The sequence below is a fragment of the Paraburkholderia tropica genome, from assembly GCF_014171495.1.
GTDB lineage: Bacteria > Pseudomonadota > Gammaproteobacteria > Burkholderiales > Burkholderiaceae > Paraburkholderia > Paraburkholderia tropica.
In genome coordinates this window covers 1,453,193-1,476,567 of sequence record NZ_CP049136.1, presented here as the reverse complement: position 1 = coordinate 1,476,567, position 23,375 = coordinate 1,453,193, and the positions used below count along the sequence as shown (strand labels likewise).

At 63.2% G+C, this 23,375-nt stretch carries 18 protein-coding genes and 1 pseudogene; 9 read left to right on the top strand and 10 right to left on the bottom strand.

Annotation, left to right across the window (positions count from 1 at the left end):
• Window positions 1–43: 43 nt before the first annotated feature.
• From G5S35_RS30125 to otnK, 6 genes are all read right to left on the bottom strand, one after another.
• Window positions 44–1,342 (bottom strand): MFS transporter, encoded by a 1,299-nt coding sequence (locus G5S35_RS30125; RefSeq protein WP_074983588.1) that lies wholly within the window; start codon window positions 1,340–1,342, stop codon window positions 44–46.
• Window positions 1,343–1,428: 86 nt separating this feature from the next.
• On the bottom strand, window positions 1,429–2,373 hold the full coding sequence (locus G5S35_RS30120) for an amidohydrolase family protein (RefSeq protein WP_065058413.1): 945 nt from the start codon (window positions 2,371–2,373) through the stop codon (window positions 1,429–1,431).
• Window positions 2,370–3,299: an amidohydrolase family protein gene (locus G5S35_RS30115; protein ID WP_183039706.1), complete on the bottom strand. Its 930-nt coding sequence runs from the start codon at window positions 3,297–3,299 to the stop codon at window positions 2,370–2,372. The genes G5S35_RS30120 and G5S35_RS30115 overlap by 4 nt, the downstream gene beginning before the upstream one ends.
• Window positions 3,296–4,693 (bottom strand): MFS transporter, encoded by a 1,398-nt coding sequence (locus G5S35_RS30110; RefSeq protein WP_183039705.1) that lies wholly within the window; start codon window positions 4,691–4,693, stop codon window positions 3,296–3,298. Before G5S35_RS30110 ends, G5S35_RS30115 begins: the two co-directional genes overlap by 4 nt.
• A gap of 57 nt (window positions 4,694–4,750) precedes the next feature.
• Window positions 4,751–5,398, bottom strand: a complete 648-nt coding sequence (otnC, locus tag G5S35_RS30105) for a 3-oxo-tetronate 4-phosphate decarboxylase (RefSeq protein WP_173816855.1) — start codon at window positions 5,396–5,398, stop codon at window positions 4,751–4,753.
• Window positions 5,399–5,409: 11 nt separating this feature from the next.
• Window positions 5,410–6,702 (bottom strand): 3-oxo-tetronate kinase, encoded by a 1,293-nt coding sequence (gene otnK, locus G5S35_RS30100; RefSeq protein WP_074983584.1) that lies wholly within the window; start codon window positions 6,700–6,702, stop codon window positions 5,410–5,412.
• A gap of 192 nt (window positions 6,703–6,894) precedes the next feature.
• Between otnK and G5S35_RS30095 the strand changes: the two genes are divergently transcribed.
• The 4 genes from G5S35_RS30095 (at window position 6,895) to G5S35_RS30080 (ending at window position 11,518) form a co-directional block, all read left to right on the top strand.
• Window positions 6,895–8,280, top strand: coding sequence for a homoserine dehydrogenase (locus tag G5S35_RS30095; RefSeq protein ID WP_183039704.1), 1,386 nt, complete (start codon window positions 6,895–6,897; stop codon window positions 8,278–8,280).
• A gap of 104 nt (window positions 8,281–8,384) precedes the next feature.
• On the top strand, window positions 8,385–9,737 hold the full coding sequence (locus tag G5S35_RS30090) for a GntT/GntP/DsdX family permease (protein ID WP_110327423.1): 1,353 nt from the start codon (window positions 8,385–8,387) through the stop codon (window positions 9,735–9,737).
• A 47-nt stretch (window positions 9,738–9,784) separates the two neighbouring features.
• Window positions 9,785–10,615 carry a DeoR/GlpR family DNA-binding transcription regulator gene (locus G5S35_RS30085; RefSeq protein ID WP_065058407.1) on the top strand — a complete coding sequence of 277 codons (831 nt, stop codon included), beginning with the start codon at window positions 9,785–9,787 and terminating at the stop codon, window positions 10,613–10,615.
• A gap of 390 nt (window positions 10,616–11,005) precedes the next feature.
• Entirely contained in the window at window positions 11,006–11,518 is a 513-nt protein-coding gene (locus tag G5S35_RS30080; RefSeq protein ID WP_183039703.1) for a hypothetical protein, read from the top strand.
• Between the two features lie 46 nt (window positions 11,519–11,564).
• On the opposite strand, the gene G5S35_RS30075 is transcribed toward G5S35_RS30080, so the two are convergent.
• Window positions 11,565–12,977 (bottom strand): DUF2252 domain-containing protein, encoded by a 1,413-nt coding sequence (locus tag G5S35_RS30075; protein ID WP_183039702.1) that lies wholly within the window; start codon window positions 12,975–12,977, stop codon window positions 11,565–11,567.
• 337 nt (window positions 12,978–13,314) lie between these two features.
• On the opposite strand from G5S35_RS30075, the pseudogene G5S35_RS39635 reads away from it, so the two are divergent.
• From G5S35_RS39635 to G5S35_RS30065, 3 genes and pseudogenes are all read left to right on the top strand, one after another.
• Window positions 13,315–13,437, top strand: a pseudogene (locus G5S35_RS39635) (integrase); the annotation flags it as partial.
• A gap of 214 nt (window positions 13,438–13,651) precedes the next feature.
• A complete protein-coding gene (locus G5S35_RS30070) occupies window positions 13,652–15,706 on the top strand; it encodes an alkyl/aryl-sulfatase (protein WP_183039701.1) in 2,055 nt (684 codons plus the stop codon).
• A gap of 9 nt (window positions 15,707–15,715) precedes the next feature.
• Window positions 15,716–16,240 carry a hypothetical protein gene (locus tag G5S35_RS30065; RefSeq protein ID WP_183039700.1) on the top strand — a complete coding sequence of 175 codons (525 nt, stop codon included), beginning with the start codon at window positions 15,716–15,718 and terminating at the stop codon, window positions 16,238–16,240.
• 187 nt (window positions 16,241–16,427) lie between these two features.
• On the opposite strand, the gene G5S35_RS30060 is transcribed toward G5S35_RS30065, so the two are convergent.
• Entirely contained in the window at window positions 16,428–17,174 is a 747-nt protein-coding gene (locus G5S35_RS30060) for a hypothetical protein (RefSeq protein ID WP_124263135.1), read from the bottom strand.
• 434 nt (window positions 17,175–17,608) lie between these two features.
• Here G5S35_RS30060 and potE point away from each other — a divergent pair, with 434 nt between their 5' ends.
• Together potE and G5S35_RS30050 are read left to right on the top strand one after the other, a co-directional pair.
• On the top strand, window positions 17,609–19,855 hold the full coding sequence (potE, locus tag G5S35_RS30055; RefSeq protein ID WP_074983573.1) for a putrescine-ornithine antiporter: 2,247 nt from the start codon (window positions 17,609–17,611) through the stop codon (window positions 19,853–19,855).
• A gap of 40 nt (window positions 19,856–19,895) precedes the next feature.
• A complete protein-coding gene (locus G5S35_RS30050; RefSeq protein WP_110327429.1) occupies window positions 19,896–20,906 on the top strand; it encodes a hypothetical protein in 1,011 nt (336 codons plus the stop codon).
• Window positions 20,907–20,988: 82 nt separating this feature from the next.
• Here G5S35_RS30050 and G5S35_RS30045 read toward each other — a convergent pair whose 3' ends face one another.
• Both G5S35_RS30045 and G5S35_RS30040 read right to left on the bottom strand, forming a co-directional pair.
• Complete coding sequence (locus G5S35_RS30045) at window positions 20,989–21,393, bottom strand: hypothetical protein (protein WP_237181603.1); 405 nt, start codon at window positions 21,391–21,393, stop codon at window positions 20,989–20,991.
• A 94-nt stretch (window positions 21,394–21,487) separates the two neighbouring features.
• Window positions 21,488–23,281 carry a SulP family inorganic anion transporter gene (locus G5S35_RS30040; RefSeq protein WP_183039699.1) on the bottom strand — a complete coding sequence of 598 codons (1,794 nt, stop codon included), beginning with the start codon at window positions 23,279–23,281 and terminating at the stop codon, window positions 21,488–21,490.
• Window positions 23,282–23,375 lie beyond the last annotated feature (94 nt).

The following is a 23,375-nucleotide window of genomic DNA, read 5'->3' as shown; positions in this document are numbered from 1 at the left end:
TCCCCGCTGTCGGTCCGTCACCGTCCCGAAACAGGGCAAGAATTCAACGGGATGCGTTGGCCGCGAGCCCCCGCTGCCCCTTGCGCGTCTGCATCACCGCTGCCACGAGCAGCGCGCCCAGCACGAGGCCGCCGGCCACCACGTACAGCGCGACATCGGTGCGCCCCGTCATCTGCTTGAGCGAGCCGATCATGTATGGCGAGACAAATCCCGCGAGATTGCCGATCGAATTGATCATCGCGATGCCGGCGGCGGCCGTCACGCCGCTGAGGAACGAAGTCGGCACGGCCCAGAACAGCGAGGGAATCGAGAGCACGCCCATGTTCGCCACGCACAGCGCAACAATGCCGAGCACCGGCTCGCTCTGCCACACGACGCTCAGCACAAAGCCAACCGCCGCCATCGAAAACGCCGCGATCAAGTGCCATTTGCGCTCGCGGAAACGGTCGGCGCTATACCCGAACGCCAGCATGCAGACGATCGCGCAAAGACCCGGCACGGCGTTCAGCAGGCCGATCGCGAGCGCGTCCTTCGCGCCCATGCGCTGAATGAGCGTGGGCATCCAGAAGCTGATCGCATACAGCCCGACGTTGTAGAGAAAGTAGATCGCGACGAGCGCCCACACATAGCCGTTGGCGAGCAGGCCGCCGAAACCGTGCGCCACCTTCGCGCGGTCTTCGGCGGCCATCGCGTCGCTGAGCCAGTTCTTCTCGTCGTCGCTCAGCCAGTTGACGGTGCGAATCTGCTCGCTCATGCGCATGAAGATGTACACACCGAGCACAATCGTGGGCACGCCTTCACAGAGAATCAGCCATTGCCAGCCGCTCAGGCCGCCGAGCCCGGAGAAGAATTCGAGAATCGAGCCGGAAATCAGTCCGCCGATCACACCTGAGGAAGCCAGCGCGATATAGAACGTGCCCCAGGCGCGTCCGCGCCGTGCGGCGGGAAACCACTGCGACATGTAGTAAATCGCGCCCGGAATGAAACCCGCTTCGGCGAGACCGAGCAGGAAACGCATGACGTAAAACTGCATCGGCGTGCGCACGAAAATGGTCGCGCACGACAGCAAGCCCCACGTAATCATGATGCGCGAGATCCAGCGTCGCGCACCTACGCGATGCAGAATGACATTGCTCGGTATTTCCAGCAGGAAGTAGCCGACGAAGAAAATGCCCGCCCCGAAACCATAAACGGCGTCGCTGAATTGCAGCTCGTTTGCCATCTGCAATTTCGCGAAGCCGACATTCACGCGGTTCAAATAGGAAAAGAAAAAGCCGAGCATCAGCACCGGCAAGATGCGTAACGACACTTTGCGAAACAGGGCGTTTTCGTCGATGGACATGCTTGTCTCCTGATATGTTTTTTGTGCGCGCAGCACGTGCGCGACTTTGTCGGGCGTCGCTCGCGCGTCGCCCGGTTGTTGCCTTCTCAGCCGACGCGATAAAAGCGCTGTGCCGTGCCCGCGAACAGCGCGCGCAACTCGCTTTCGGTGGCGTGGGGCAAAGCGCCAATCACATCGGCGACGATTTCGGTGAAAGTCGCCGAGAGATTGCCCACCGGCAGATTGCTCGCGAACATCGACCGCTCGAAGCCGAACAGATCCACGGCTTCGCGAATCACGCGGCGGTTGCTCGCGCTGTCCCACGTCCCGTTCGGCAGACCCAGTTCGGATACCTTAAGAAATACATTGGGGCAATCCGCCAGTGCCTGCATGCCGCGCCGCCAGATCGCCACCCCCGCTTCCGAGCGGTCGAGCGGCAGACCCAGATGGTTCGTCACGATGGGCGTATTCGGGAACGCGCGCGCGACGTCGGCCGCTTCTTCCAGATGCCAGTACGGCACGCGCAAATCCCACGAAAAGCCGAAGCGTTCGAGCATGGCGAGACCGCGCAGCCATGCCTCGTCCTGCATCGTGCCGGGCTGGCCGCGCACCGATTCGCCGGGGCCCGACGAGATTTCCGGCTTCGAGCGCACGCCGCGCGCGAGCGGGCTTTTCGCGTGACCCGCGAGGACCGCTTCGCAGTCGGGCTGCACGAAGAACACATGGCCGACGATGGCGCTCGGCAATCCCGTTGCCGCGTTCAGCCGCGTGAGAAATTCGGTTTCCTGCACCTGCTCGCGGCGCGAGCGTTCCGCTTCCACATGCACGGTGCCGATCACGTCGAAGCCCGCCGTCGCCGCGCGATATTGCGGCGGCAGGAAGTTCTGGCACATGCGGCGGTAGTCGCCGAGGAAGAAGTGCTCGTCGTAGTCGTCGGTGAGCCACGGGAAATGGCCGTCGCCGAGATCCCAGAAGTGATGGTGCGCATCGAAGATCGGCAGATCGAAACCGAGCGCATTGGCCGATGCGTTGCTGCTTGCCGTGGAAGTCATCGTGGAGTCCTTGCAGAAGGATTCGACAGGTCGACGGGCCGATACACCCGCGTCGCCGTGTCGTGAAAAAAGGCGCGCTGCTCCGCGGCGCTCCACGCCGACACCAGCGTTTTAAAGCCGTCGATGAGCGCGTCGAGAGAAAGAAACAGGCCGTCGACGGGAAAATTGCTGCCGAACATGAGCCGTTGCGCCCCGAATAGTTCGCGCAGCGTGCCGAGCACGTCGCGGTTCGCTTCCACGCTCCACGGCTGGCCCGCTTCGCACAGACCGGACACCTTCACGACGGTATTCGGCCGCGCCGCGAGCGGCGCGAGCGCTTCGCGCCATCCATGCAGCGTGCTGGCCGTGCGGTTGCCGGGCACACCCGCGTGATTGACGATCAGCATCGTGTCGGGAAAATCGCGCGCGAGCGCCGCCGCTTCGCGCAGATGACGCCAAGGCGTTTGCAGCTCGAAATGCAGGCCGTATTGCGCGAGTTGCGCGTAGCCGTCGCGCCAGCGGCCGTTCGACATCAGCGTGTTGCCCGACGAGGCGTGCGCGTGCGCGGGTTTGTGGCGCACGCTGCGCACGAGTTCGAAGCGGCTTTGCGCGGCCAGCACCTCGGCGACATCGGCGGCGTCGAGCCAGGCCTGCGCCGCCATCGCGTTCGGCAAACCGTGCTCGCGCGCGAGCGCCGTGACGAAGCGCGTTTCGTCGAGCGGCGTGGCCGGGTCCCATTCCGCTTCCACGTAGACGGTAGCGACCACGTCGTGAGCGGCCGCGTCGCGGCGATAGTCGGCAGGCAGATAGTCGCGCTTGATGGCCTCGTAGTCGCCGTAGCGATGCGGCACGCGCACGCCCGGCGCGAGCCACGGATGATGTCGCCCCGCGAGCGCCCAGAAGTGCTGGTGCGCGTCGACGATGGGGCCGTCGTACTTCGTGTTCATGTGCGTTCCGCCGTATGCGTGGCGGCGCTTGCCGTGCTCGCACTGCCTGCATGGCTCACAAGCGGCTTCGCGCCGAAGTCGATCAGCAGCGAGCCGATCAGATAGGTCAGCGCGCTCGCCGCGAGAAACAGCAGCGCCATGTGATAGCCGCCCGTGATCTGCACGATTACGCCGACCACGATCGGCACCGCGATCGCTCCGCCCGTGCCCGCGAAGTTCATCACGCCGCCCACCAGCCCGACTTGCTCGCGCGGCGCGAGCATCGCGGGAATCAGCCAGTAGAGACCGCCCCACAGGTGGAAGAACACGCCGATGGCGAGCACGGCCACGGCGAGGCGCACGTCTTCGACGAACGGCAGCGCCACGAGGCACAGCAGCGACATGCCGCCCGACACGCCGAACAGCAGTTTCATCGCCCGCGCGCGCGGCATCACGCGTTGCAGCCAGTCGGCGATCGCGCCCGAGAGAATTTCGCCCAGCGCGCCCGCGAGAAAGATCGCGAACGTGGCGATGCCCATACTGCGGATATCGAGTCCGCGTCCCGCCGAAAGATAGTTAGGCCCCCAGGTGACCAGACCGAAGAACACCGTGGCCCAGCCGATCCGCCCGATCACCATGGCGGCGAGCGTGCCGCGCGTGAGCGGCGCGCGCGCGGCGCCGCCAGGCATTTCGCCGGCCACGCGTTTGGCCTCGCGAATCTCGTGCGCTTCCGCGGCGTCGAGGCGCGCGTGCTGTTCCGGCGTTTCGCGCAGCATCAGATAGACGGCGACGCCGAGCACCACGGTCGAAATGCCGACCACGATGAATGCGGTACGCCACGAGCCCGACGCGCCGATCAGCGCGCTGATGACGAGCCCGCCCACCGCCGATCCGAGCGGCGCGCCGCTGTCGATCAATGTGAGACCGCGCGCGCGTTCGCCGGGCGGCAGCCACGCGGCGGCGAGCTTGGTCGCGGAAGGCATGTAGGGCGCTTCGAACACGCCGAGGCCGATACGCGTGAGCAGCAGCATCACGCCGTTGATCGCGAATCCGGCGACGCACTGAAAACCGCCCCACAGCACCGCGGCGATGCCGATCATGCGGCGCGCGCCGAAGCGGTCGGCGGCCCAGCCCGCGGGAATCTGGAACGTGCTGTAGGTCCAGAAGAACGCGGAGAGCACGAGACCTTGCATCGCCGGGCTCAACGCGAACTCATGCACGATCGACGGCATGCCGACCGAGAGCGACATCCGGTCGATGCAGTTCACCGTATAGAGCGCGAACAGCATCAGGATCATGCGCCAGCGCGTCGTGGCGAGCAGCGCGCGCAGCGAGCGCGGCTTGTCCTCCGCCGGCGGGAGCGCAGGGAGCGCGTGGGGCGCGTGGGGCGAATGAGCGTCGGTATCGGTTTGCATGGTCTCCTCCGGGTATCGTCTCGTCTATCGCATGGCGGGCGGCGCCGCCGAATCCGCTTACCAGCGTGCGCCGAACGTCGTGCGCAACTCGTCGATCTGGTCCTCGCCGAGCGGCTCGACGCTCCTGCCCTGCGCCTGCATCATCAGAACGAGGCGTGCCGTTTCCTCGAGTTCTTCGAGCATCGCGGACGCTTCGCGCAGGCTGCGATGCCATACCACCGGCCCGAGCCGTTCGAGCAGCACGCCGCGCACGCTGCCCGCGAGCTCGCGCACGCGCTCGGCCACCTGCGGGTCGCCCGGGCGGCAATAGGGAATCAGCGGAACGTGGCCGACCTTCATCACGTAGTACGGCGTGATCGGCGGCAGCACATCGTCCGCGCGCCAGACGCCCGCGAGCGTGAGCGCGACGAGGTGCGTCGAATGCGTGTGCACGACCGCGTGCATGTCGGGCTGATGGTCGTAGACGGCGCGGTGCAGCGCGAGCGTCTTGGACGGCTTGTCGCCGGCCACCCATTCGCCCGCCGCGCTCACCTTGGCGATGCGCGCGGGATCGAGATCGCCGAGACACGCGTCGGTGGGCGTGATGAGCCAGCCGTCGTCGAGCCGCGCGCTGATGTTGCCCGCCGTGCCCGCCGCGTAACCGCGATCGAAGAGACTTTTGCCGATGCGCGCGATCGCTTCGCGCAGCGTGCTTTCCTGATTCATGGAGATCCTGGTCATGACTGAAGCGCGAGGGCGCGCGTGAAGAAGTCCGTGCCGCCGAAATTGCCGGATTTGAGCGCGAGCGCGATGGGGCCGTGCGGGCCGTCACCGATCGTCCAGGGCACGCCCGGATCGATCGGCGCGCCGATACGCAGCCGCGAGACGCCCAGCGCCTGCACTACCGCTCCCGAGGTTTCGCCGCCCGCCACCGCGAAGCGATGCACGCCGCGCTGCGCGAGTTCGCGCGCGATGGCGGCCAGCGCGCCTTCCACGAGCTGCCCTGCCCGTTCGACGCCCAGTTGCGACTGGATCGCGCCCAGTTCCCCGGACGCGGCCGTCGCGTAGATCAGCACGGTTTCGTCGGGGTGTTGATCGAAGAACGCGAGCGCGGCGTCCACCACCGGCTCGCCGGCGGCGAGCGCGAGCGGATCGATGCGCAGCGCGGGACGGCTCGCGCGCCAGTGCGCGACCTGCGCCTGGCTCGCGCGCGAGCTGCTGCCGGCGAGCACCACCGCGCGGCCGCCCACGGCGGGCAGTTGCGCGGCCGCTTCGCCCGCACCGAGCAAACCGGCGCGGCGGAAGTTGTCCGGCAGACCGATGGCGAGGCCCGAGCCGCCCGTGAGCAGCGGCGCGTCGGCGAACGCCTGGCCCAGCGAGCGCAGATCGTCGTTCGACACGGCGTCGGCAATCGCGAGGCCCACGCCTTGCGCGCGCAGTTTCGCCGTCGCCTCGCGCGTGGGCTGCTCGCCCGCGGCGATCGCGTCGTAGCGCAGCAGGCCGACCGGCAGCGTGCTTTGCGCAGCCAGCACGCGCACGAGATTCGGGTCGGTCATCGGCGTGAGCGGATGCTTTTCCATTCCCGATTCGCTGAGCAGCGCGTCGGCCACGAACAGATAGCCGCGATACACCGTGCGGCCGTTCTCGGGGAACGCGGGACAGGCGATGGCGAAATCCGTCCCGAGTGCCTTCATCAGCGCCTCGGCAACCGGGCCGATATTCCCGGCGGGCGTCGAGTCGAAGGTCGAGCAGTATTTGAAATAGAACTGGCGGCAGCCCTGCGCCTGAAGCCACGCGAGCGCGGCGAGCGACTGCGCGACGGCCTCGCCGGCGGGAATCGTGCGCGACTTGAGCGCGACCACGAGGGCGTCGGCCGCGACGGGCTCAGCGCCGCGCGGCACGTCAATGAGCTGCACCGTGCGCATGCCGCCGCGGACCAACATGCTGGCGAGGTCGGTCGCGCCGGTGAAGTCGTCCGCGATGCAGCCGAGCAGCGGCGCGTTCGGGGCTGTTTGCAGATTAGGGGTCATTGCCTTCTTCTCCTCAATGTCAACCGATTATAGCCTCGATGTTCTAATATGTTAAAGCCTGATAGAAAAGTTGACTGCGATGGTAATGAAAGTTAAATTCGCGTTCAGACAACGTGCGATCCGTAGCTCGCGCATCCGTTCGCTGGCGAAGTGCGCAGCCGAGCGGCCACCCAACCACTGGGGACACCCTTTATGAACTTCGAACTGCTTTTCCGCGCGGCTTCCGCGTCCCGCTCGCCCGCCAGCCCGGTCATCCGCTACGCGCTGACCGGCGCGGGCGGCGGTTTCGCGCGCACGCTGCTCGCGCAAACGCGCCTGATCGACCGCCTCGCGCCCACGGTGCTCTGCGATCTCGATCTCGGGGGCCTGCGCGCGCTGTGCCTCGAACTCGGCTACGACGCGGCGTCGCTCGTCGAATGCAGTGATGCCGCCAGCGTGCGCTCGCTCGCGCCGGGCCAGATCGCACTGGTGCGCGACGTGGCGCTGCTCGATCCGGCCGCGTTCGACATTCTTGTCGAAGGCACGGGCAATCCGTCGGTCGGTTACCGCGCCGCGCGCGCCGCGCTCGAAGCGAAGCGCCATGTCGCGATGGTCAGCAAGGAAGTCGACGCCGTGGCGGGCGTGTCGCTCGCGCAATTCGCGGCGCAGCAAGGCGTGGTCTACACCACGGCGGACGGCGACCAGCCGTCGAACCTGATCGGCTGGGTCTCGTGGGCGCGCACGCTGGGACTCGACATCGTCGCGGCGGGCAAGTCGAGCGAGTACGACCTCGTGTTCGACGACGCCACCGGCGAAGTGACGCAGCTCGATCAGCGCTTTGCCGCGCCGGAACTCGCGAACCTGATGACGCTCGGCGACGACGTTGCCGCCACGCTCGCCGCGCGCCGCGCGGCGTTGCGCGGCCGCAAGACCTCGGCCACCGCCGACTACTGCGAGATGACGGTGGTGGCAACCAACACGGGTCTCGTGCCCGACGTCGAACTGCTGCACTACCCGGTCGCGCGCACCACCGAACTCGCCGATATCTACGCGCTGCGCGAAGACGGCGGCGTGCTCTCGCGCACGGGCGTCATCGACGTGTTCAACATGCTGCGCCGCCCGGACGAGGCGAGTTTCGCAGGCGGCGTATTCGTGGTCGTGCGCACGACCGACGCGCCCACCTGGGCGCTGCTCGCGCAGAAGGGCCATGTGGTGAGCCGCAACGGCCGCTATGCGTGCCTCTATCTGCCGTATCACTTCATGGGCGTCGAGACCCCGATCACGCTGCTCGAAGCCGTGCTGCACGGACGGCCGACGGGCGCCGCGCAACCGACCCAATGCGCGGTGCTCGCAGGCCGCGCGACGGACGACATCAAGGCGGGCACGGTGCTCCACATGGGCGGTCATCATCACGACGTGACGGGCGTGCAAGCCGTGCTGCTGCCGCGCGAAGCGGCGGGCGCGAATGTCGCGCCGCTCTATCTGGCGGCGCACGCGACGCTCGCGCGCGACGTGGCGGCCGGCGAACTGCTGACGCTCGATCACCTGCAAAACGCGGACGAAGCGCTGCTGGCAGCGTGGCAAGCCGGCGCGAAGTGAGATCGGTGGACGCGGCGCGGCATGGCAAGCGCGGGCGCCTCCGCGCTTGCGCCGACGCCCGTCCGAGCCCGGACAGCGACGCGCGATAAATACAGGGAGACACCATGCGGGGAGAGGTCGCAACCATCGCGATGGCAGTGAGCGCCATCGTCGTGCTGATCTTGCTGATCGTGCGCGTACGGCTGAGCCCGTTCGTGGCGCTGACGTTGTCGGCGCTCGGGCTCGGCCTGCTGGCCGGCGTCACGCCGGAGCACAGCATCGAAAGTTTCACTCAAGGCTTTGGCGGCGCGCTCGCGCGAACCGGGCCGGTCGTCGGCCTGGGCGCCGTGCTCGGCGGCATCCTGATCGGTACGGGCGGTGCGGATCGCATCGCCAATGCGTTCGTCGGCAAGCGGCCGCTCTGGCTCACGCCGTGGACGATCTGCGCGGCGGCGCTGCTGGTCGGCATGCCGCATCTGTTCGATGTGAGCTTCATCATGCTCGCGCCGCTCGTCTACACGATCGCGCGGCGCACGAAAAGCCACCTGCTCTATATCGGCTTGCCGGTCGCGGCCGGCCTGTACGTGTCGCACGGCTTGCTGCCGCCGCATCCGGCGCCCACGCAGGCGGTGTCTGCCTATCACGCGAATACCGGGCTCACGTTGCTCTATGGGTTGACGATTGCGATCCCGAGCGCGATTCTCTGCGGCCCGCTATTTACGCTCGCGGCGCGGCGTTTCTTCGGGCCGGCTCCCGATCTCGCGGCGGGCCCCGGCGGCACGCGCGGCGAGGACGTGCGTGAATCGACGGCCTCGCTGCCGCTGTCCGTGATCTCGCTGCTGATTCCGCCAGGCTTGATGTTGGCGGGCACGGTGGGCATGGGACACGCCGCGAGAGGCAGTAGCGCCTTCGTGTTCTTCCAGGCGCTCAACGACCCGATTCTTTCGCTGCTCGCCGCGGTGGTGTTCGCGTGGTTCGCGCTGGGCGTGCGCGGCGGCTACGCGCTGGCGGCGATGCAGAAAATGGTCAACAAGGGCGTGGCGCCGCTCAGCACGATCCTGCTGATTCTGGGCGCGGGCGGTGGCTTCAGCCAGATGCTCAAGTCGATTCACCTCGACACGATCATCGTCGACCATTCGATGCACTGGGCGGTCAGTCCGCTGCTGCTCGCCTGGGCGCTCGCGGCACTGCTTCGCATCTGCGTAGGCTCGGCGACGGTGGCGACCGTGGCGGCGAGCGGTATCGTCGCGCCGCTGCTCGTGGCGCATCCGGGCGTCTCGCCGGAACTGATGGCGCTCGCGACGGCCTCGGGCGCGGTGATGCTCTCGCATGTCAACGATTCCGGTTTCTGGCTGTTCAAGGAATACTTCCAGCTCTCCGTCGCGCAGACGCTGCGCACGTGGACGCTCATGCTCTCGCTCCAATCGCTGGTCGGGCTCGCGGGCGTGATGCTGCTGAGCACATTGATCGGCCGTTAACATCGGTTAACATAGCGGCGTACCGAACGGCCCCCCAGAGATTCCGCATGCCGAGCAAGACCCAACCCGACGAAACCCCAACGGCGCCGCTGATTCCCGATCAGCGGCGCGAAGCCATGCTGCGCCTGCTGCGGCGCGACAAGGTGCTGTCGCTGCATCAGTTGATGGAGTCGCTGGGCTGCTCGCACATGACGGTGCGGCGCGATATCGCGCTGCTGGAGCGCGAAGGCCTCGTGCATTCGGTGCCGGGCGGCGTGCGCGTGGCGAGCCAGTTGGCGACCGAGCCCAGCCATGTTTCGAAGGCGCTGATCGATCCCACGGAAAAGCGCGCCATCGCGCAAATCGCGGCGTCGTTTCTGCGGCCCGGCATGACGGCGTATCTGGACGCGGGCACCACCACGCTCGCGCTGGTGCCGCACATTCTCGCGCTGCCCGACATCACGGTCATCACCAACGACTTTCCGATCATGCAGGAGTTGATGAACGCCGGGCATGTTGCCGCGATTCACACCGGCGGCCTGCTGGACCATGCGAACCAGTCGAGCGTCGGCGAACTCGCGGCGGCCACGCTGCGCCAGCTTGCCGTGGATGTCGCGTTTATCTCGGCCAGTTCGTGGGACTTGCGCCGTGGCGTGACCACGCCCTCGCCGCCCAAGATCGATGTGAAGCGCGCGGCGATGGAAGTGGCCGAGCAAACCGTGCTGCTCGCCACCAGTGCGAAATACGGCACCTTCAGCACGTACAAGATTGCCGGGCTGGAGCGCTTCGACCACATCGTCAGCGACTCGGCGCTGCCCGAGGCTGCGGCGTCCGGCATTCATGCGGCGGGGCTGTCGTTGAAGCTGGCGTCCATCGGCAAGAAGGCAGTCGGTTCGTAGCGGGCGCGCAAGGGTCGGCACGAGGGACGTTCGAAACGCCTTGGGCGTCGTCACCGCGTGGCGTAATCTCATGCGCGAAGCGTGAGTCGGTAGTCGGCCAGTTGCAGCCATTTATCACCTTCGCGACGACGAGGTGCGAGCGGCAATTTACAGCGCATCGCGTCGCGTCGCGTCGCGTCGCGTCGCGTCGCGTCGGCCGCGAATATCTCATGATTTCCGAACTTTGCTACGCTATCTGCACATCTCCCTCGCGCTTATAACAGGTTGAAATCCGGTCTTTAAATGACGAGGCCCATTGTTTCCGATTGCGCATCCTTTCGTGAAAAATCGTTTGAAACACACGATGCCCGCATTGACCGATTCAGTCCATACACGACGGAGGTTAAGGTCATGAAGACGCTGACAGCCACGCTAAAGCACGAATTCATGAAAGTGCTTCCGCCCACGATTTTCTTTTTCGTCATCCTGCACATCGTGGTCGTCGTACGCTCGCTAATGATCCTCGGGACTGGCGTTTCGATACCCACTTCAGCGTCGGTACTCGTCGCCTCGCTGATCCTGGGCAAAGCGGTACTGATCGCGGACATGTTGCCGTTCATCAACCGGTTTCCGGACAAGCCGTTAATCTGGAATGTTGCGTGGAAAACGCTGATGTACGCCGCGGTCGCAACCGTCATCCACTATCTGGAAAGGCTGTTCGAATCCTGGAGAGACACGCACAGCATCCTCCAGGCTAACGTGCACCTGCTTGCCGAGATGAACTGGCCGCGCTTCTGGGGCGTGCAGATCATGCTCGTGACGCTGATTTTCAACTATTGCGTCATTGCCGAACTCGCACGGGTTGTCGGACGCAGAAAGCTCTCGTCAATCTTCTTCGGCCCAATCCCTCAACTCGCCGAATAGCGGACGTACTGGAAACATTGAACGAACGCGCACACGATTGTGATTGTCAAATACGGAAATCCGCAGCCATGTCTTCGTCGCTTCGCGCCTGAAGCCTTCCAGACCGACATGCGCTCATAAATGCCTTGTAGTCGGCTTCGTTCTGCGCGGCGCAGGCCATTGCGTAACCGGTGAGCGCCTCGGCCATGCGCTCGCCGCTGCCGAGATACGCTGCGATTTCAATCGCCTTCCCGCTCGCCTTTGCGTGAGCGCGCGCAAGCGCCCAACCGCAAATGCGGGCGTAGCCTTGCATGATGGTCGCGCTCATTCGCTCCACTTCCGCCGATACCTTCATGTCGCGCAGTTGGCGGAAATAAAAATTCCGTCCGGCAGGTCCCGACGTCCAGCCAAGAAACGAGTCGCTCGCCGCTTGCAACAAGCGCTGCCCGACCACGACGCGCTGCCCCTGATGGTCGTGGGCTTTCGCATCGAAATATCGGGCGATCACGGAAGGACGGGCTTCCTTGACTTGCAGAAACAACGGCGTACCGTGGCTATCGACGAACAACATCACGAGGCAGAACGTGCCGACACTTCCTACGCCCACGACCTTGAACGCGATATCGTGAAGTTCGTACTGGTCGATCAGCAGGCGGCGGTCGGCCGGCAGCGTGTCGAGGTAGGCGTCGAACGCCCTGGCGAGTTTGCCTTGCCATGCCTCGGTGTCGGTCCAGTTGCTTTCCTTGCCGAGCAGTGAATTAGGCCCGGTGGGATGGAACAGCGCGGGCGGCGCATCCTGAATCGTCCATTTGCCGTTTTGCTGCGTCGCCATCTTGGCCAGCACGCTTTCGTGCGTACGCGTTGCCGCTTTTTTTGACGTCCTGGCGAGCAGGCTGCGGCCCTCTTCGGTCTTTGCCAGCTCCATCATGCGTTCAAAGCTGATGATTTCGTGCCATAAATCCAGAGAGCTGTATTGCGAGTATTCGCGCATGCGCTCGGTGTACTCGTGAACCGCACTCCACACGAATTCGCCAATCGCGCCACGCCCGAAGCCCATATGCTCGCCCGCAACCGCAAAACTTCCAACGAGCCGCTTCAGGTCCCATTCCCACGGTCCGGGCGCGACCTCATCAAAGTCGTTCAGGTCGAACACCAGTTGTCGCTCGGGCGTGGCGAAGCCGCCAAAGTTCATGAGGTGTGCGTCGCCGCAAATGGGGAAAGCGATACCCGAATTGACCGTGCCCGCAAGGTCGTGGGCCTGAATTATTGCAGTGCCCCTAAAGAACGTGAATGGCGAAAGTGACATGCGACCATAGCGTAAAGGAACGAGCGCCTCTACCCGGCCCGCGCTACTGGCCTCGAGAAGCTCGATCGGGTCGCGTTTTGTATTTCCGATCTCCGCGTGACGGGATCGCTTCGCGCGCTCGCGCGCCTTTCGACCCGCCGCCTGTCTCTCTGCAAGGATCTGCGTGGCCACCATTTGCACACCTCGCTCGAATACGTCACCCAATCGCACGAGAAGCAATTGCCCCGCGCGTACGCCCACGTCTTCACACACTGTCGGACGTTAAAAATCAGTCTAGCATCGAGTCGTTCGTTCTACTTTCCTATTTGACGTGACGTCACGCCTGATTGAAACGAGCGTGAGAAAACGTGCACGCCCGAACGGAGCGAGCGCCATTTCTGATAGCTTGCGCAGGGGTTGCATGAACATTGACGACGTATGCAATCTTTCATTGGACTGCAAACCATTCGCGAGGACGATATGGCCAATCGGGAAGACGTGAACACTACGCGCCCGGACAACGGCCCACGGGTTCAATCCTGCAATTGATAGCAAACTACGCGCATGCGACCTCACTCGACTGCTCGTTCAGGATGTCTGGCAAGGCAGCCACGTCGGATCGCGCGCGAGGGTCATGCAGCGGCATCAAGGTAGACGATGCTCTTGAAGTGGACGAGCAAACCGAAGCATGCTTGTCATGAGCGTTCCCTCGCCGGAATTTGGATTGTGCCAATCCACTGCCCTTTCCTACCTGCGTTGCGAACACTGCGCACAGCCAAATCACCGCGTCTAAATTCTCTATATGCTCGTGTCGCGGTGATTCTCTGCAGTTTCGTGACCCTGTAGTTGACAAACATCGGAGGCCGGTCATGTCTGACGCGAATGACGCGGGAAAGGTGGGCGGGAGAAGGGCATTTTTCAAGAACGTAGCGGTTGCCGGCGCCGCAACCGGCTTTCCAGGCGTCGTCAGTGAAGCGCTCGCTCAATCCAGCTCCACCCCGAGGCCGACCACAGCAGCGCCAAAACCTGCGACGGCCGCCACAATCTCGATCAACAAGCAGTATGCCGACTTCCTGAATTTTGCCGACGCGCAGGATTTCGAGGATGCAAAACGTGGACTGATCGCTACACTTCCTGAACCCGTTGTCATTCCCGGTCCGGGCGGTGTCAACGCATGGGATCTTCAGCAGTTCGCTTTCGTGAACGGCGGTGCGGAGAATAATGCCCCGTCCACCGTCAACCCAAGCCTGTGGCGAAACGCCAAGCTCAACATGAACCACGGCCTCTACCAGGTGGTCGATGGCATCTGGCAAGTGCGTGGCTATGACCTGTCGGTCATGAGCATCATTCGCGGCGATCACGGTTATATCGTCGTTGACCCGTTCATCACGACGGAAGTGGCCTCGACGGTCTGGAAGCAGCTTGTTATTCCGCATCTTGGAGACAAGCCGATCACCCACGTGATCTATACGCATAGCCACGTTGACCACTACGGTGGGGTACGCGGTCTCGCAAGCGACGACGACCTGAAGTCCGGCAAGGTACAGATCGTGGCGCCAACGGGTTTTACCGAAGCCGCAGTGGGGGAAAATGTCATCGCCGGCAACGCAATGGGCCGCCGTGCGACCTTTATGTATGGCTCGCTGCTTCCGCGTAGCCCCACCGGCATCGTTGATGGGGGCCTCGGCAAGACCACGTCCGTCGGAACGATCACACTCGCCGTGCCCACGATGTTCGCCGAAAAGACCGGCCAGAAGATGACACTCGATGGGGTCGAGCTGGTCGTACTGATGGCGCCGGAGTCGGAGGCGCCATCAGAGTTCATGTTTTACTTGCCGAAATACAAGGCATTTTGCGCAGCCGAGGACGCTACGCATACGCTGCACAATCTGTACACGCTTCGTGGTGCCAAGATGCGGGATGGCCTGCTCTGGTCGAAATATCTCCAGGCAGCGCTCGATATGTTTGGCGACGATGCCCAGGTGCTGTTTGCTTCGCATTACTGGCCGACGTGGGGAAACGACAGAATCGTCCCCTTCCTGCGTGCGCAACGGGATATGTTCCGCTATTTGCATGATCAAACGTTGCGAATGGCCAATCAAGGCCTGACGCCCCTGGAGATCGGCGATGCAATGCGTCTACCCGACAGTCTCGCCAAGCACTGGTATTGCCGTAGCTATTACGGCACGGTCTATCACGACGCCGTCGCGCAATACAACTTGCGGCTCGGCTTTTTCGACGGCGTGCCGGCAAACCTCCACCGTCTGCAGCCCACAGAAGCCGGCAAGCACTATGTGGAGTTCATGGGCGGCTCGGCAGCGGTACTCAACAAAGCGCATGCCGATTTCAACAAGGGCGACTATCGCTGGGTTGCAGAGGTCGTCAATCATGTCGTGTTCGCCGAGCCTCAGAACACTGCGGCGAGGCAACTTCTCGCAGACACCTATGAGCAGTTGGGCTACCAGTCCGAATCGGCTTCGTGGAGAAACTTTTACCTGACCGGTGCAAAGGAACTGCGAGAAGGCGTGAAAAAGCTGCCTGCTTCGAACCCGCAAAGCCCTGACACCATCCAGGCCATGCCGCTCCCGATGTTCCTGGATTATCTGGGTATACGCCTCAACAGCGACCGCGCGGCGGGCCAAACGGCATCGTTCAACCTTGTGCTGACGGACACGAAAGAGAACTATGTACTGGGCGTCGAGAATAGCGCGCTGCACTATTCACCCGACACCCGTTCAAAATCGGCCGATGCAACAGTCACGATGGCGCGGGCCGATCTCAACGACATCATGATGGGCAAGACCAACATGCAAAAGCTCGTGATGGCCGGAAATGCGAAGATTGACGGCAACAGCCAGAAACTCGGTGAGTTCGTGTCGTGGCTAGATACGTTCGATTTCTGGTTCAACATCGTTACGCCCTGAGGTGTTGCCATGTGCGCAATCTGCGAATTCAAGATTGATTTCAGCATCGGCCATCCGCTCGCGCTGAGTGTCGCGGTCGCCACACGCAAGGCGATCGAAGCAGGCCTCGTCGACGAAGTCGAAGCGGACGAGGGTGCGCTTGCAGCAGCGCGTAAGCGAATGTCCGCGGTCGACGCACTCAACCGGCTGCAGGCCCGAATTGAATCAGGCCACGCGGCGGACGATCTTCTCGCCTTGCCGGACTTCTACGTCCTGCTGATCGAGAATGACACGTGGGGCTTTTTCCACGCGACCACCGATGGCTTCGATCCTGATATCGTGCCCGATATGCCGGATGTCACAGCGACGGATGATGCGAAGCGCAGCAGCGTGATCGTCACATCGGAAACGGCATTGCGTGCCTGGCTAATCGGAAGCTTCGACATTTCACATGCCCTTGAAGCGTCGCTTTTTTTGGTCGATGCGCCTGATGCATCGGCGTCGTCTCTCAAGCGGATGCTTGTCGTCGCCGATACGTCTGCTACGGTCGTTTGACAAAGCGTGCTCCCGGCAGAGTGCGCGATCTGCCGGGAGCGCACGCAACGTTGCGCATATCGACACTGCCGCGCGCGCCCGATTGACCGCAATACGGCGGAAAGCGGTCGTCAAGTGCTCATTGCTTCGCCTGCCTGCACCGTCGCTTCCCTGTCAACCCGACAAAACTGTTCCCGCCACCGTGGCGCTACTCTCCAGAAACGCCCGCATGTGCCTGAGCGACATCAGACGCACCAGTGGCAACGGACGCTGACGCGCCTTGACCGGCAGCAGCCTGGGCGGCCAGATTCTGGATCTGCTGAGAGCAGTCATCCGAAGCAACGACATGGGCTCGTGCCAATAACGTTTGAAGCCCATTGATCTTTCGCTGATCTTCAAGCAACACAGACTGGCATTGAGCCTGCACCTGTTCCAAGCCCTCGCGATCCAGCATCGATTGGAGATGCTGGGCCATCTGCCCGCGGTCCTCCACATTCGGCACCTGGAGACCGAGAACCCGCAAACTCTCCAGCACGGCCGGTTGGCACGCGCCCGTGTAGTTCAGCACCTGTTCGCAGACTTGCGGCAAGACCCAGGTCGGAGCGTGTTGGGTCTGGGTAGCCCACTGCTCTTGCACGGTCGACACCCGTTGAACATGGTGGCCCTCGACGTGGTGCCCCGAGTGTTTGTGAAACCGCACACGATGAAAATATCTGCGGCCGCCCAGGTTGGCTGTCACCACTCGCGTGTGTTTCGCACGTTCCTCGTATTCGGCGTGCTCCTCGTGTTTCGCGCGCCCCAAGTGCCGCAAATGCGCAGGCCTCCGGTGCTCGTGTGAACGAGCCGTGTCCATCGAATGACGGGATTGCTGGACGTGGTGCGCCTCAACGCTATGGGTTTTAACGCCGGGATGGGTCCTGGTCTCGGTGATCGCACAGGCGACCTGAGCCATCATCGAGCACCCCATGATCAACACCGCTGCGTTAATCCCCGTTCTCTTCCTGTTGCAATCCACTCCCTGCCCTCTCATTGCTTGGTCACAGCTATCCGTTAACGGCAATATGCGGGCGTCCTTTAATCTCTTGCCCCGTTTAATACCTCGAAGCTGCGAGCGGGGCAGCCGGGCCCGCTTTGAAGAAGCGCGATAAAAACACGGCATCTCCGGCAATCCCCCAGGCTTTGCAACCAGAAGTCCGCATCTTTACGGAAAATCGTTGAATTTCAGAATCAATCGACGATCGGTCATGAATAGCCAGGCGGGTAATCCACTTGACCTGAATCAATCTGATCCTCGTCCCGCGCTCTAGCCTTGACGCAGGCTCCGTACGTGCGGATCGCTCTCGATGATTCGCTGGGCGTTCGCACGGTGATACGGGCAGGAGAATCGCCATGACTGATCAGCCCAGAAAGATGAACGTAGTACAGCTCACGTTCATCGTCAGCGTGAACATGATGGGATCGGGCATCATCATGCTGCCCGCCAATATGGCGCAGGTCGGTGCGATTTCGTTGCTGTCGTGGCTCGTTACGGCAATCGGATCGCTCGCCATTGCCTGGGGCTTTGCCGAAGCGGGCCTGCTGAATCAGCGCGCCGGCGGCATGGCCGCGTACGCGGAAGAAGCTTACGGAAAGGACGGCTATTTTCAGGTCTTTTTTCTTTACTTCCTCTCCATCGCCATTGCCAACGTAGCGGTCGCGAGCTCCGCGCTCGGCTATCTCGCCGCGTTCGTCCCTGCGCTGACCGCGTCCCCGCTGACGACCTGCCTTGGCGTAATCGGACTTCTGTGGCTGACCACGCTGGCCAATTTCGGCGGCCCAAAAATTACCGGACGCATTGGCGCGATTACCGTCTGGGGCGTCATCCTGCCCGTAGGCTTCATTTCGATTGCGGGGTGGTTCTGGTTTCACAGCGATACCTTCGCGGCGGCGTGGAATCCGAAGGGGCTGCGTATCATGGAAGGGATGGGTTCGAGCATCTCTCTCACGCTTTGGGCGTTCCTCGGTATGGAGTCGGCGGTACAGAACTCGTCGGCGGTCGAGAATCCCAAGCGCGATGTTCCGCTGGCCTGCATGTTCGGCACCCTCGGCGCGGCGGTGATCTACATTCTCTCCACGGCCGTGATCCAGGGCATCGTGCCGAACGCGGAACTCGCCAGATCGACGGGCCCCTTCGGCCTCGCCTTTGCGCGAATGTTCAATCCCGTTGTGGGCTCCGTCGTCATGGGTCTCGCCGCGATGGCATGCGTCGGTTCCCTGCTGGGCTGGCAGTTCACGCTGGCCCAAACCGCCAGGGACGCATCCGAAAGCCAGATGTTCCCCGCCGTCTTCGGCAAGGTGAATCGCTCCGGCGCACCTGTTGCGGGCATGGTGATCATGGCGCTCGTACAGTCGGTGATGGCCTTGTCGACAATTTCCCCCAATCTGAGCGAACAATTCGCCGCGCTCGTCAACCTGGCCGTCGTCACCAATGTCATTCCGTATGTCATTTCGCTGTCGGCGCTGTTCGTGATGATGCGCAACGTCGGCACCGCGATCACGAAATACCGCCTCAATGCGACGATCGCGGTCGTGGCGCTGGCTTACTCCGTATTTGCGATCTACGCGTCCGGCAAGGATGCCGTGATGGGCGGCATGCTGGTTTTGGCGATCGGGTACGCGATATATGGCTTCGCCGCCAACCGGACCGGCCCGTCGCCCTCCGCGCCGCGCACGGCAGCGAGTTCGGCTGCCGCGGCAATCGCCATCGGCTTACTGGCGCTTGCCGCTTTCATGCCGCATCCCGTGCACGCCGACCAGCGGCCCCAAGGCGCGACGTTCGCGCGCATCGAGCAGTCCGGCACGATCCGCATGGGCTATCTCAGCGACGCGCCTCCGTACGCCTACAAGGACGCCGGCGGACACGTGACGGGCTACACCGTGGCGCTGTGCCAGAAGATTGCAGATCAGATCCGAAGCGAAACCGGTCTGACGACACTCAAGACCCAATGGGTTCCGCTCGCGCCAGGCGACGACACGCACGCATTGCGCGAGAACCGTGTCGATCTCGTGTGCGGCGTGCTCGACACGCTGACGAACAGGCAGAGCATGTCGGTCTCCATTCCGGTCTATCCGGGCGGTATCGGCGCCGTTCTGCGCACCGATGCGCCTGCGGGACTGCGCGAGATCCTGTCCGGAGAGCACCCGTCTCACGCCGTCTGGCGGGCGTCGCCCGCGCAGTTGCTGTCACGGCAGACGGTTTCGGTGATCGCCGACTCGCCCGCCCAACGCTGGCTTGCCGCAAAGCTTGGCGAGCTTCGGATTTCGGCAACGGTTGCTCCGGTCACCTCGATGCAGGCGGGTTTGCAGAGGCTCATCGATCGTCAGTCGAACGTCTTCTTCGCGGACCGCGCCCTTCTCGTTGCCGTGGCGCACGACAGTCCCGCTGCGAGTGATCTGGTCGTTCTCGACCGGCGGTTCACAAGCGTGTCCGTCGCAATCGGCATGGCACGCGGGGATGACGATCTGCGTCTGCTGGTCGATCGCACGCTCAGCCGGCTTTACGGGTCGCCTGCGTTCGTGGCTGTGTACGAGCAGTCATTCGGGAAACTCGATGCGGATGCGACCGCGTTCTTTCGCCGGGCTGCGCTGCCGGAGTGAACAAGCTGCGTGGCGCGGATTGGCTAGTGAGGATTCGAACATGGGCTTGCTTACCTGGCTGTTTCATCGGAACGGCAGCAGCGATCGCGAGGAAAATGTGCGCCTCGCCGAAATGATCGATCGCGCGCTCGCGTTGAATCCTCGTCTGCGGTTGGCCCGGCGCTATCGGGAGCGCCTCGGGGAAGCCATTTCCGTTTCACTCGACTATATCGACGACCTCACCGGCTCGTTGCCGCCTCCGCACGAGGCCGATAGGGCCGCCTGGGCGACCGATCCCTTGATTCGCGCATTCTTCGCGACGTCCGATGATCTGCCGAAGGCGTTCAGCCGCTCGGAGGAACTGCGCGCCTATTTCTCGCAGCATGCCGAGGCAACCGAAGCCTACGCGACACTCGGGATGGCGATGTTCGAACGACACGTGCTTGGCGTTGCGCTCGACGGCGATTCGGTACGCCATGACGTTCCCCAGACGACGATCTGTTTCACCGATCATCGCGTCAGTGTCTGCGGTCAAACGGACCTCGATCTGCGCCAGGAAATTGCGCGCCGGCTGATCGATCAACTGGCACTGGAAGGATTGGCAAGACTTGCCGCGGACCGCCGCGAACTCGTGGCAAAAGGACGCGAACTGCTGGAGGCGCGCGTGGCATTGCTCGAGCGGCGGGGAGTCGGTATGCGCTCGGTGGTGGGAGACAGTCCGGACGCCGGTTCGGAAGAACTGCTGCGGCTGCAGAGCGAGATTGAAGAGAACGCGCACAGCCTTGCCGCTCTTCGCGTCCCGACCGGCGTGGTCGAACTGGAAATGAAACGGGTCTGCGACGTCTTCGCCCATCCGGCCGAATATCTCTATGTGGAAAAGCGTCTCTTGCGCCTCGATCTGATGAACGTCGTGAGAAGCAACGAAACACCGGCCAGCCGCGAAATCGAGTTTCGTCTCGCTCGCATTCCAGGCGCTCCGCCTCGCCTGCGCGCATTCGCGCTCGTGCGTTTCCCTCGTGCCGAACTGCTGCCTGCCGGATTGCACATCGATGCGGCCATGCGCGCCATCTAGCGCGGCAACCCGTCAAACAACGTATCGGACGAGAGCAGGCATCTCGCGAAACGGTTCATAGCGGCGCGCCCTTTGGGGACACTCACCGCTTTTGCAAACTCCAGTCCCTGCCTCCGGTTCCGCAAAAGACCGGATGAAGCGTCATTGACTGCCCCTTCGCCAGCAGATTGATCGTGACGCTCCGACACGTCTTCGGACCGTCGTGGACCGTGGTTTCCGGTGTCATCGTCGCGTCGATCCGTACGCTATTTCCGGTCTGCGCGTTTGTCCACCCGGTCGTTTCAGCGTCCTTGCTTGTATTGAGCACCTGAACCAGTGCGCCTTTGATGGATTCCATGTCACGCGGCTTCATGTAGGAGATCGGCGTGTCGTTGAGAAAATTCAGATTGCTGGCGTCTGCTTCAGCATTGCCGACCAAAAGCAGAGTCGACAACGCCAAACGTGCGCAATGCGCCAGGAGAAATGGCTTCCTGTAGGGGATCGACACATGAACCTCCTTTTGGTGCGTTGCGATGCCGCCCGATGGTCTCGACGTCAGACTCGCAGCCGGTTTCCGGATACCGCCGTCAGGCTGGAACGCTTCAGCCTTGAAGCTTCGCGCCCGTGCCCGGCGGCTCTCTCGCGACTTGCCCGGCGGCTTCGGCGCTCGCATCCATCTCGTGCAGGTAAGCCTCGATCGCGTCGTCGACCAAAACCCGGCGGCTGATATCGCCGACGAGTTCCGTCAGCCCTTCCGCGCGCAACATGTCGCGTGCGCTGCCGTGAGCCGCCACAACGCGCAGTCGCTTTCCCAGCCGATCGAGGTCCGTATGCAACGTCGCCAGCATTCTGGCGCCCGCGATATCCACGACGGGCGAGTTCGAGAGATCCAGTATCACCAGTTTGACCGGACGATTCGTCGACCGGATTTTCTCCATAATCGCCGCGCGCACGTGATCCACGTTGAAATACAGCAGCGACGCTTCGATACGGAACATCAGCACGCCGGGAACCTGTTCGTTGTCGGCATGGCGCTCGCTATCCGAATAGTGCTGCATGCCGGGAATGCGCCCAAGTACCGCGACGTGCGGATGCGCTGCACGCCTGATCAGCAGCAGCATCGACGCCAGCACGGCGAAGATCACGCCTTTGAGAATGCCCAGCAGCAGGACGGCAGCGAATGCGACCATCGCCACCATGAATTCATAGCGGCTGACTCGCCAGACGTGCCGCAACTCGCGAATGTCAACGAGGCCCTTGACCGCCACCAGCACGATGGCCGCCAGTACGACGTTCGGCAGATTGGCCAGCAGGCCGGTGAGGAACAGCAGGCATAGACCGATCGCAATCGAAGCGAAAACCAGCGCGAGCGGGGTCTTCGCACCAGCCTTGTCGTTGACCGACGATTGGGACAAACCGCCCGCGACCGGATAGCCCTGGAACACACCCGCCGCGAGGTTTGCCGCGCCGAGTCCCAGCAGTTCCTGGCGCGGATCGATTTCGTAGCCGTTTTTCCGGGCGATGGCCCGGGCAGCCGAGACGCTCTCCACATACGACAACAGCAGGCAGGCAAACGCCAGCGAGACAATACCGTCCACGTCCCGGACGCGCAGCGATGGCAGGTGAAACGCGGGCAGACCACGCGGCAAGGCACCGACGACCTTGAAGCCCATCGCACCCAAGGGTGTCAGCGAAAGCAGAACAATCGAAAGCGCCACCACAAACAAGGCGACCGGGCGACCCGGCAGATATTTTTCGCCGAGAATCAGTAGCGCTAGCGCGCCAAGCCCGAAGGCGAGCACGACGAGCTGGGTGTCGGGTAGCTGCCCGATCAGGATCGAGATGCGTTCGAAAAACTGCTCACCGCCGCCTTTTACTCCGAAAAGCTTCGGCAACTGGGTGAGCGCAATGGTCAGCGCGGCGCCCGCCTTGAAGCCTAACAATATGGTTTCGCTAATGAAGTTGACGAGCGAGCTAAGCCGCAAAATCCAGCCGATCAGGCACATGATTGCGATAAGGATCGCGGTCAAGGCGGCAATGGAGGCGCACCGCGCTGGGTCGCCGTCCGCCATTTCCACGACGGTCACCCCAACGAGCATCGAAATGGCCGACGTCGGGCCAATGGCAAGTTGCCGCGAACTGCCGAATAGCGCGTAGAAGAGACCGCCGACGAGGTAGCAGTAGATCCCGTACTGGGCGGGCAATCCGGCGAGCGTTGCGTAAGCCAGCGAAACAGGTATGCCATACGCCGCAAGCGTCACGCCCGCCACCAGATCGGATGATAGCCATCGCACTTTGTAAGCCGGCAGCCATTGCGCCGGCACGAATATCGCGCGCCAGCCGCTTGCAGGGGCGGTTGAGTCAATACCCGTGACGGGCGCGTGCTCATTTTCCATGGCGTTCTCCTTCCCTCGCCGCTCAACCGGAATGGCGCCGTATCAATCATCTGGATGGTCGGATGAACGCTCACCTCGACTCGCCGACGATTGC

What these genes read in the sequence shown, in the direction of transcription:
- G5S35_RS30090 (WP_110327423.1), top strand. Translation starts at nt 8,385, where the DNA reads ATGCGGGGAGAGGTCGCAACCATCGCGATGGCAGTGAGCGCCATCGTC.
- G5S35_RS30065 (WP_183039700.1), top strand. Translation starts at nt 15,716, where the DNA reads ATGTGCGCAATCTGCGAATTCAAGATTGATTTCAGCATCGGCCATCCG.
- G5S35_RS30040 (WP_183039699.1), bottom strand. Translation starts at nt 23,281, where the DNA reads ATGGAAAATGAGCACGCGCCCGTCACGGGTATTGACTCAACCGCCCCT.
- G5S35_RS30095 (WP_183039704.1), top strand. Translation starts at nt 6,895, where the DNA reads ATGAACTTCGAACTGCTTTTCCGCGCGGCTTCCGCGTCCCGCTCGCCC.
- G5S35_RS30085 (WP_065058407.1), top strand. Translation starts at nt 9,785, where the DNA reads ATGCCGAGCAAGACCCAACCCGACGAAACCCCAACGGCGCCGCTGATT.
- G5S35_RS30110 (WP_183039705.1), bottom strand. Translation starts at nt 4,693, where the DNA reads ATGCAAACCGATACCGACGCTCATTCGCCCCACGCGCCCCACGCGCTC.
- G5S35_RS30050 (WP_110327429.1), top strand. Translation starts at nt 19,896, where the DNA reads ATGGGCTTGCTTACCTGGCTGTTTCATCGGAACGGCAGCAGCGATCGC.
- otnK (WP_074983584.1), bottom strand. Translation starts at nt 6,702, where the DNA reads ATGACCCCTAATCTGCAAACAGCCCCGAACGCGCCGCTGCTCGGCTGC.
- G5S35_RS30115 (WP_183039706.1), bottom strand. Translation starts at nt 3,299, where the DNA reads ATGAACACGAAGTACGACGGCCCCATCGTCGACGCGCACCAGCACTTC.
- G5S35_RS30080 (WP_183039703.1), top strand. Translation starts at nt 11,006, where the DNA reads ATGAAGACGCTGACAGCCACGCTAAAGCACGAATTCATGAAAGTGCTT.
- G5S35_RS30060 (WP_124263135.1), bottom strand. Translation starts at nt 17,174, where the DNA reads ATGATGGCTCAGGTCGCCTGTGCGATCACCGAGACCAGGACCCATCCC.
- G5S35_RS30070 (WP_183039701.1), top strand. Translation starts at nt 13,652, where the DNA reads ATGTCTGACGCGAATGACGCGGGAAAGGTGGGCGGGAGAAGGGCATTT.
- G5S35_RS30120 (WP_065058413.1), bottom strand. Translation starts at nt 2,373, where the DNA reads ATGACTTCCACGGCAAGCAGCAACGCATCGGCCAATGCGCTCGGTTTC.
- potE (WP_074983573.1), top strand. Translation starts at nt 17,609, where the DNA reads ATGACTGATCAGCCCAGAAAGATGAACGTAGTACAGCTCACGTTCATC.
- G5S35_RS30075 (WP_183039702.1), bottom strand. Translation starts at nt 12,977, where the DNA reads ATGGTGGCCACGCAGATCCTTGCAGAGAGACAGGCGGCGGGTCGAAAG.
- G5S35_RS30125 (WP_074983588.1), bottom strand. Translation starts at nt 1,342, where the DNA reads ATGTCCATCGACGAAAACGCCCTGTTTCGCAAAGTGTCGTTACGCATC.
- otnC (WP_173816855.1), bottom strand. Translation starts at nt 5,398, where the DNA reads ATGAATCAGGAAAGCACGCTGCGCGAAGCGATCGCGCGCATCGGCAAA.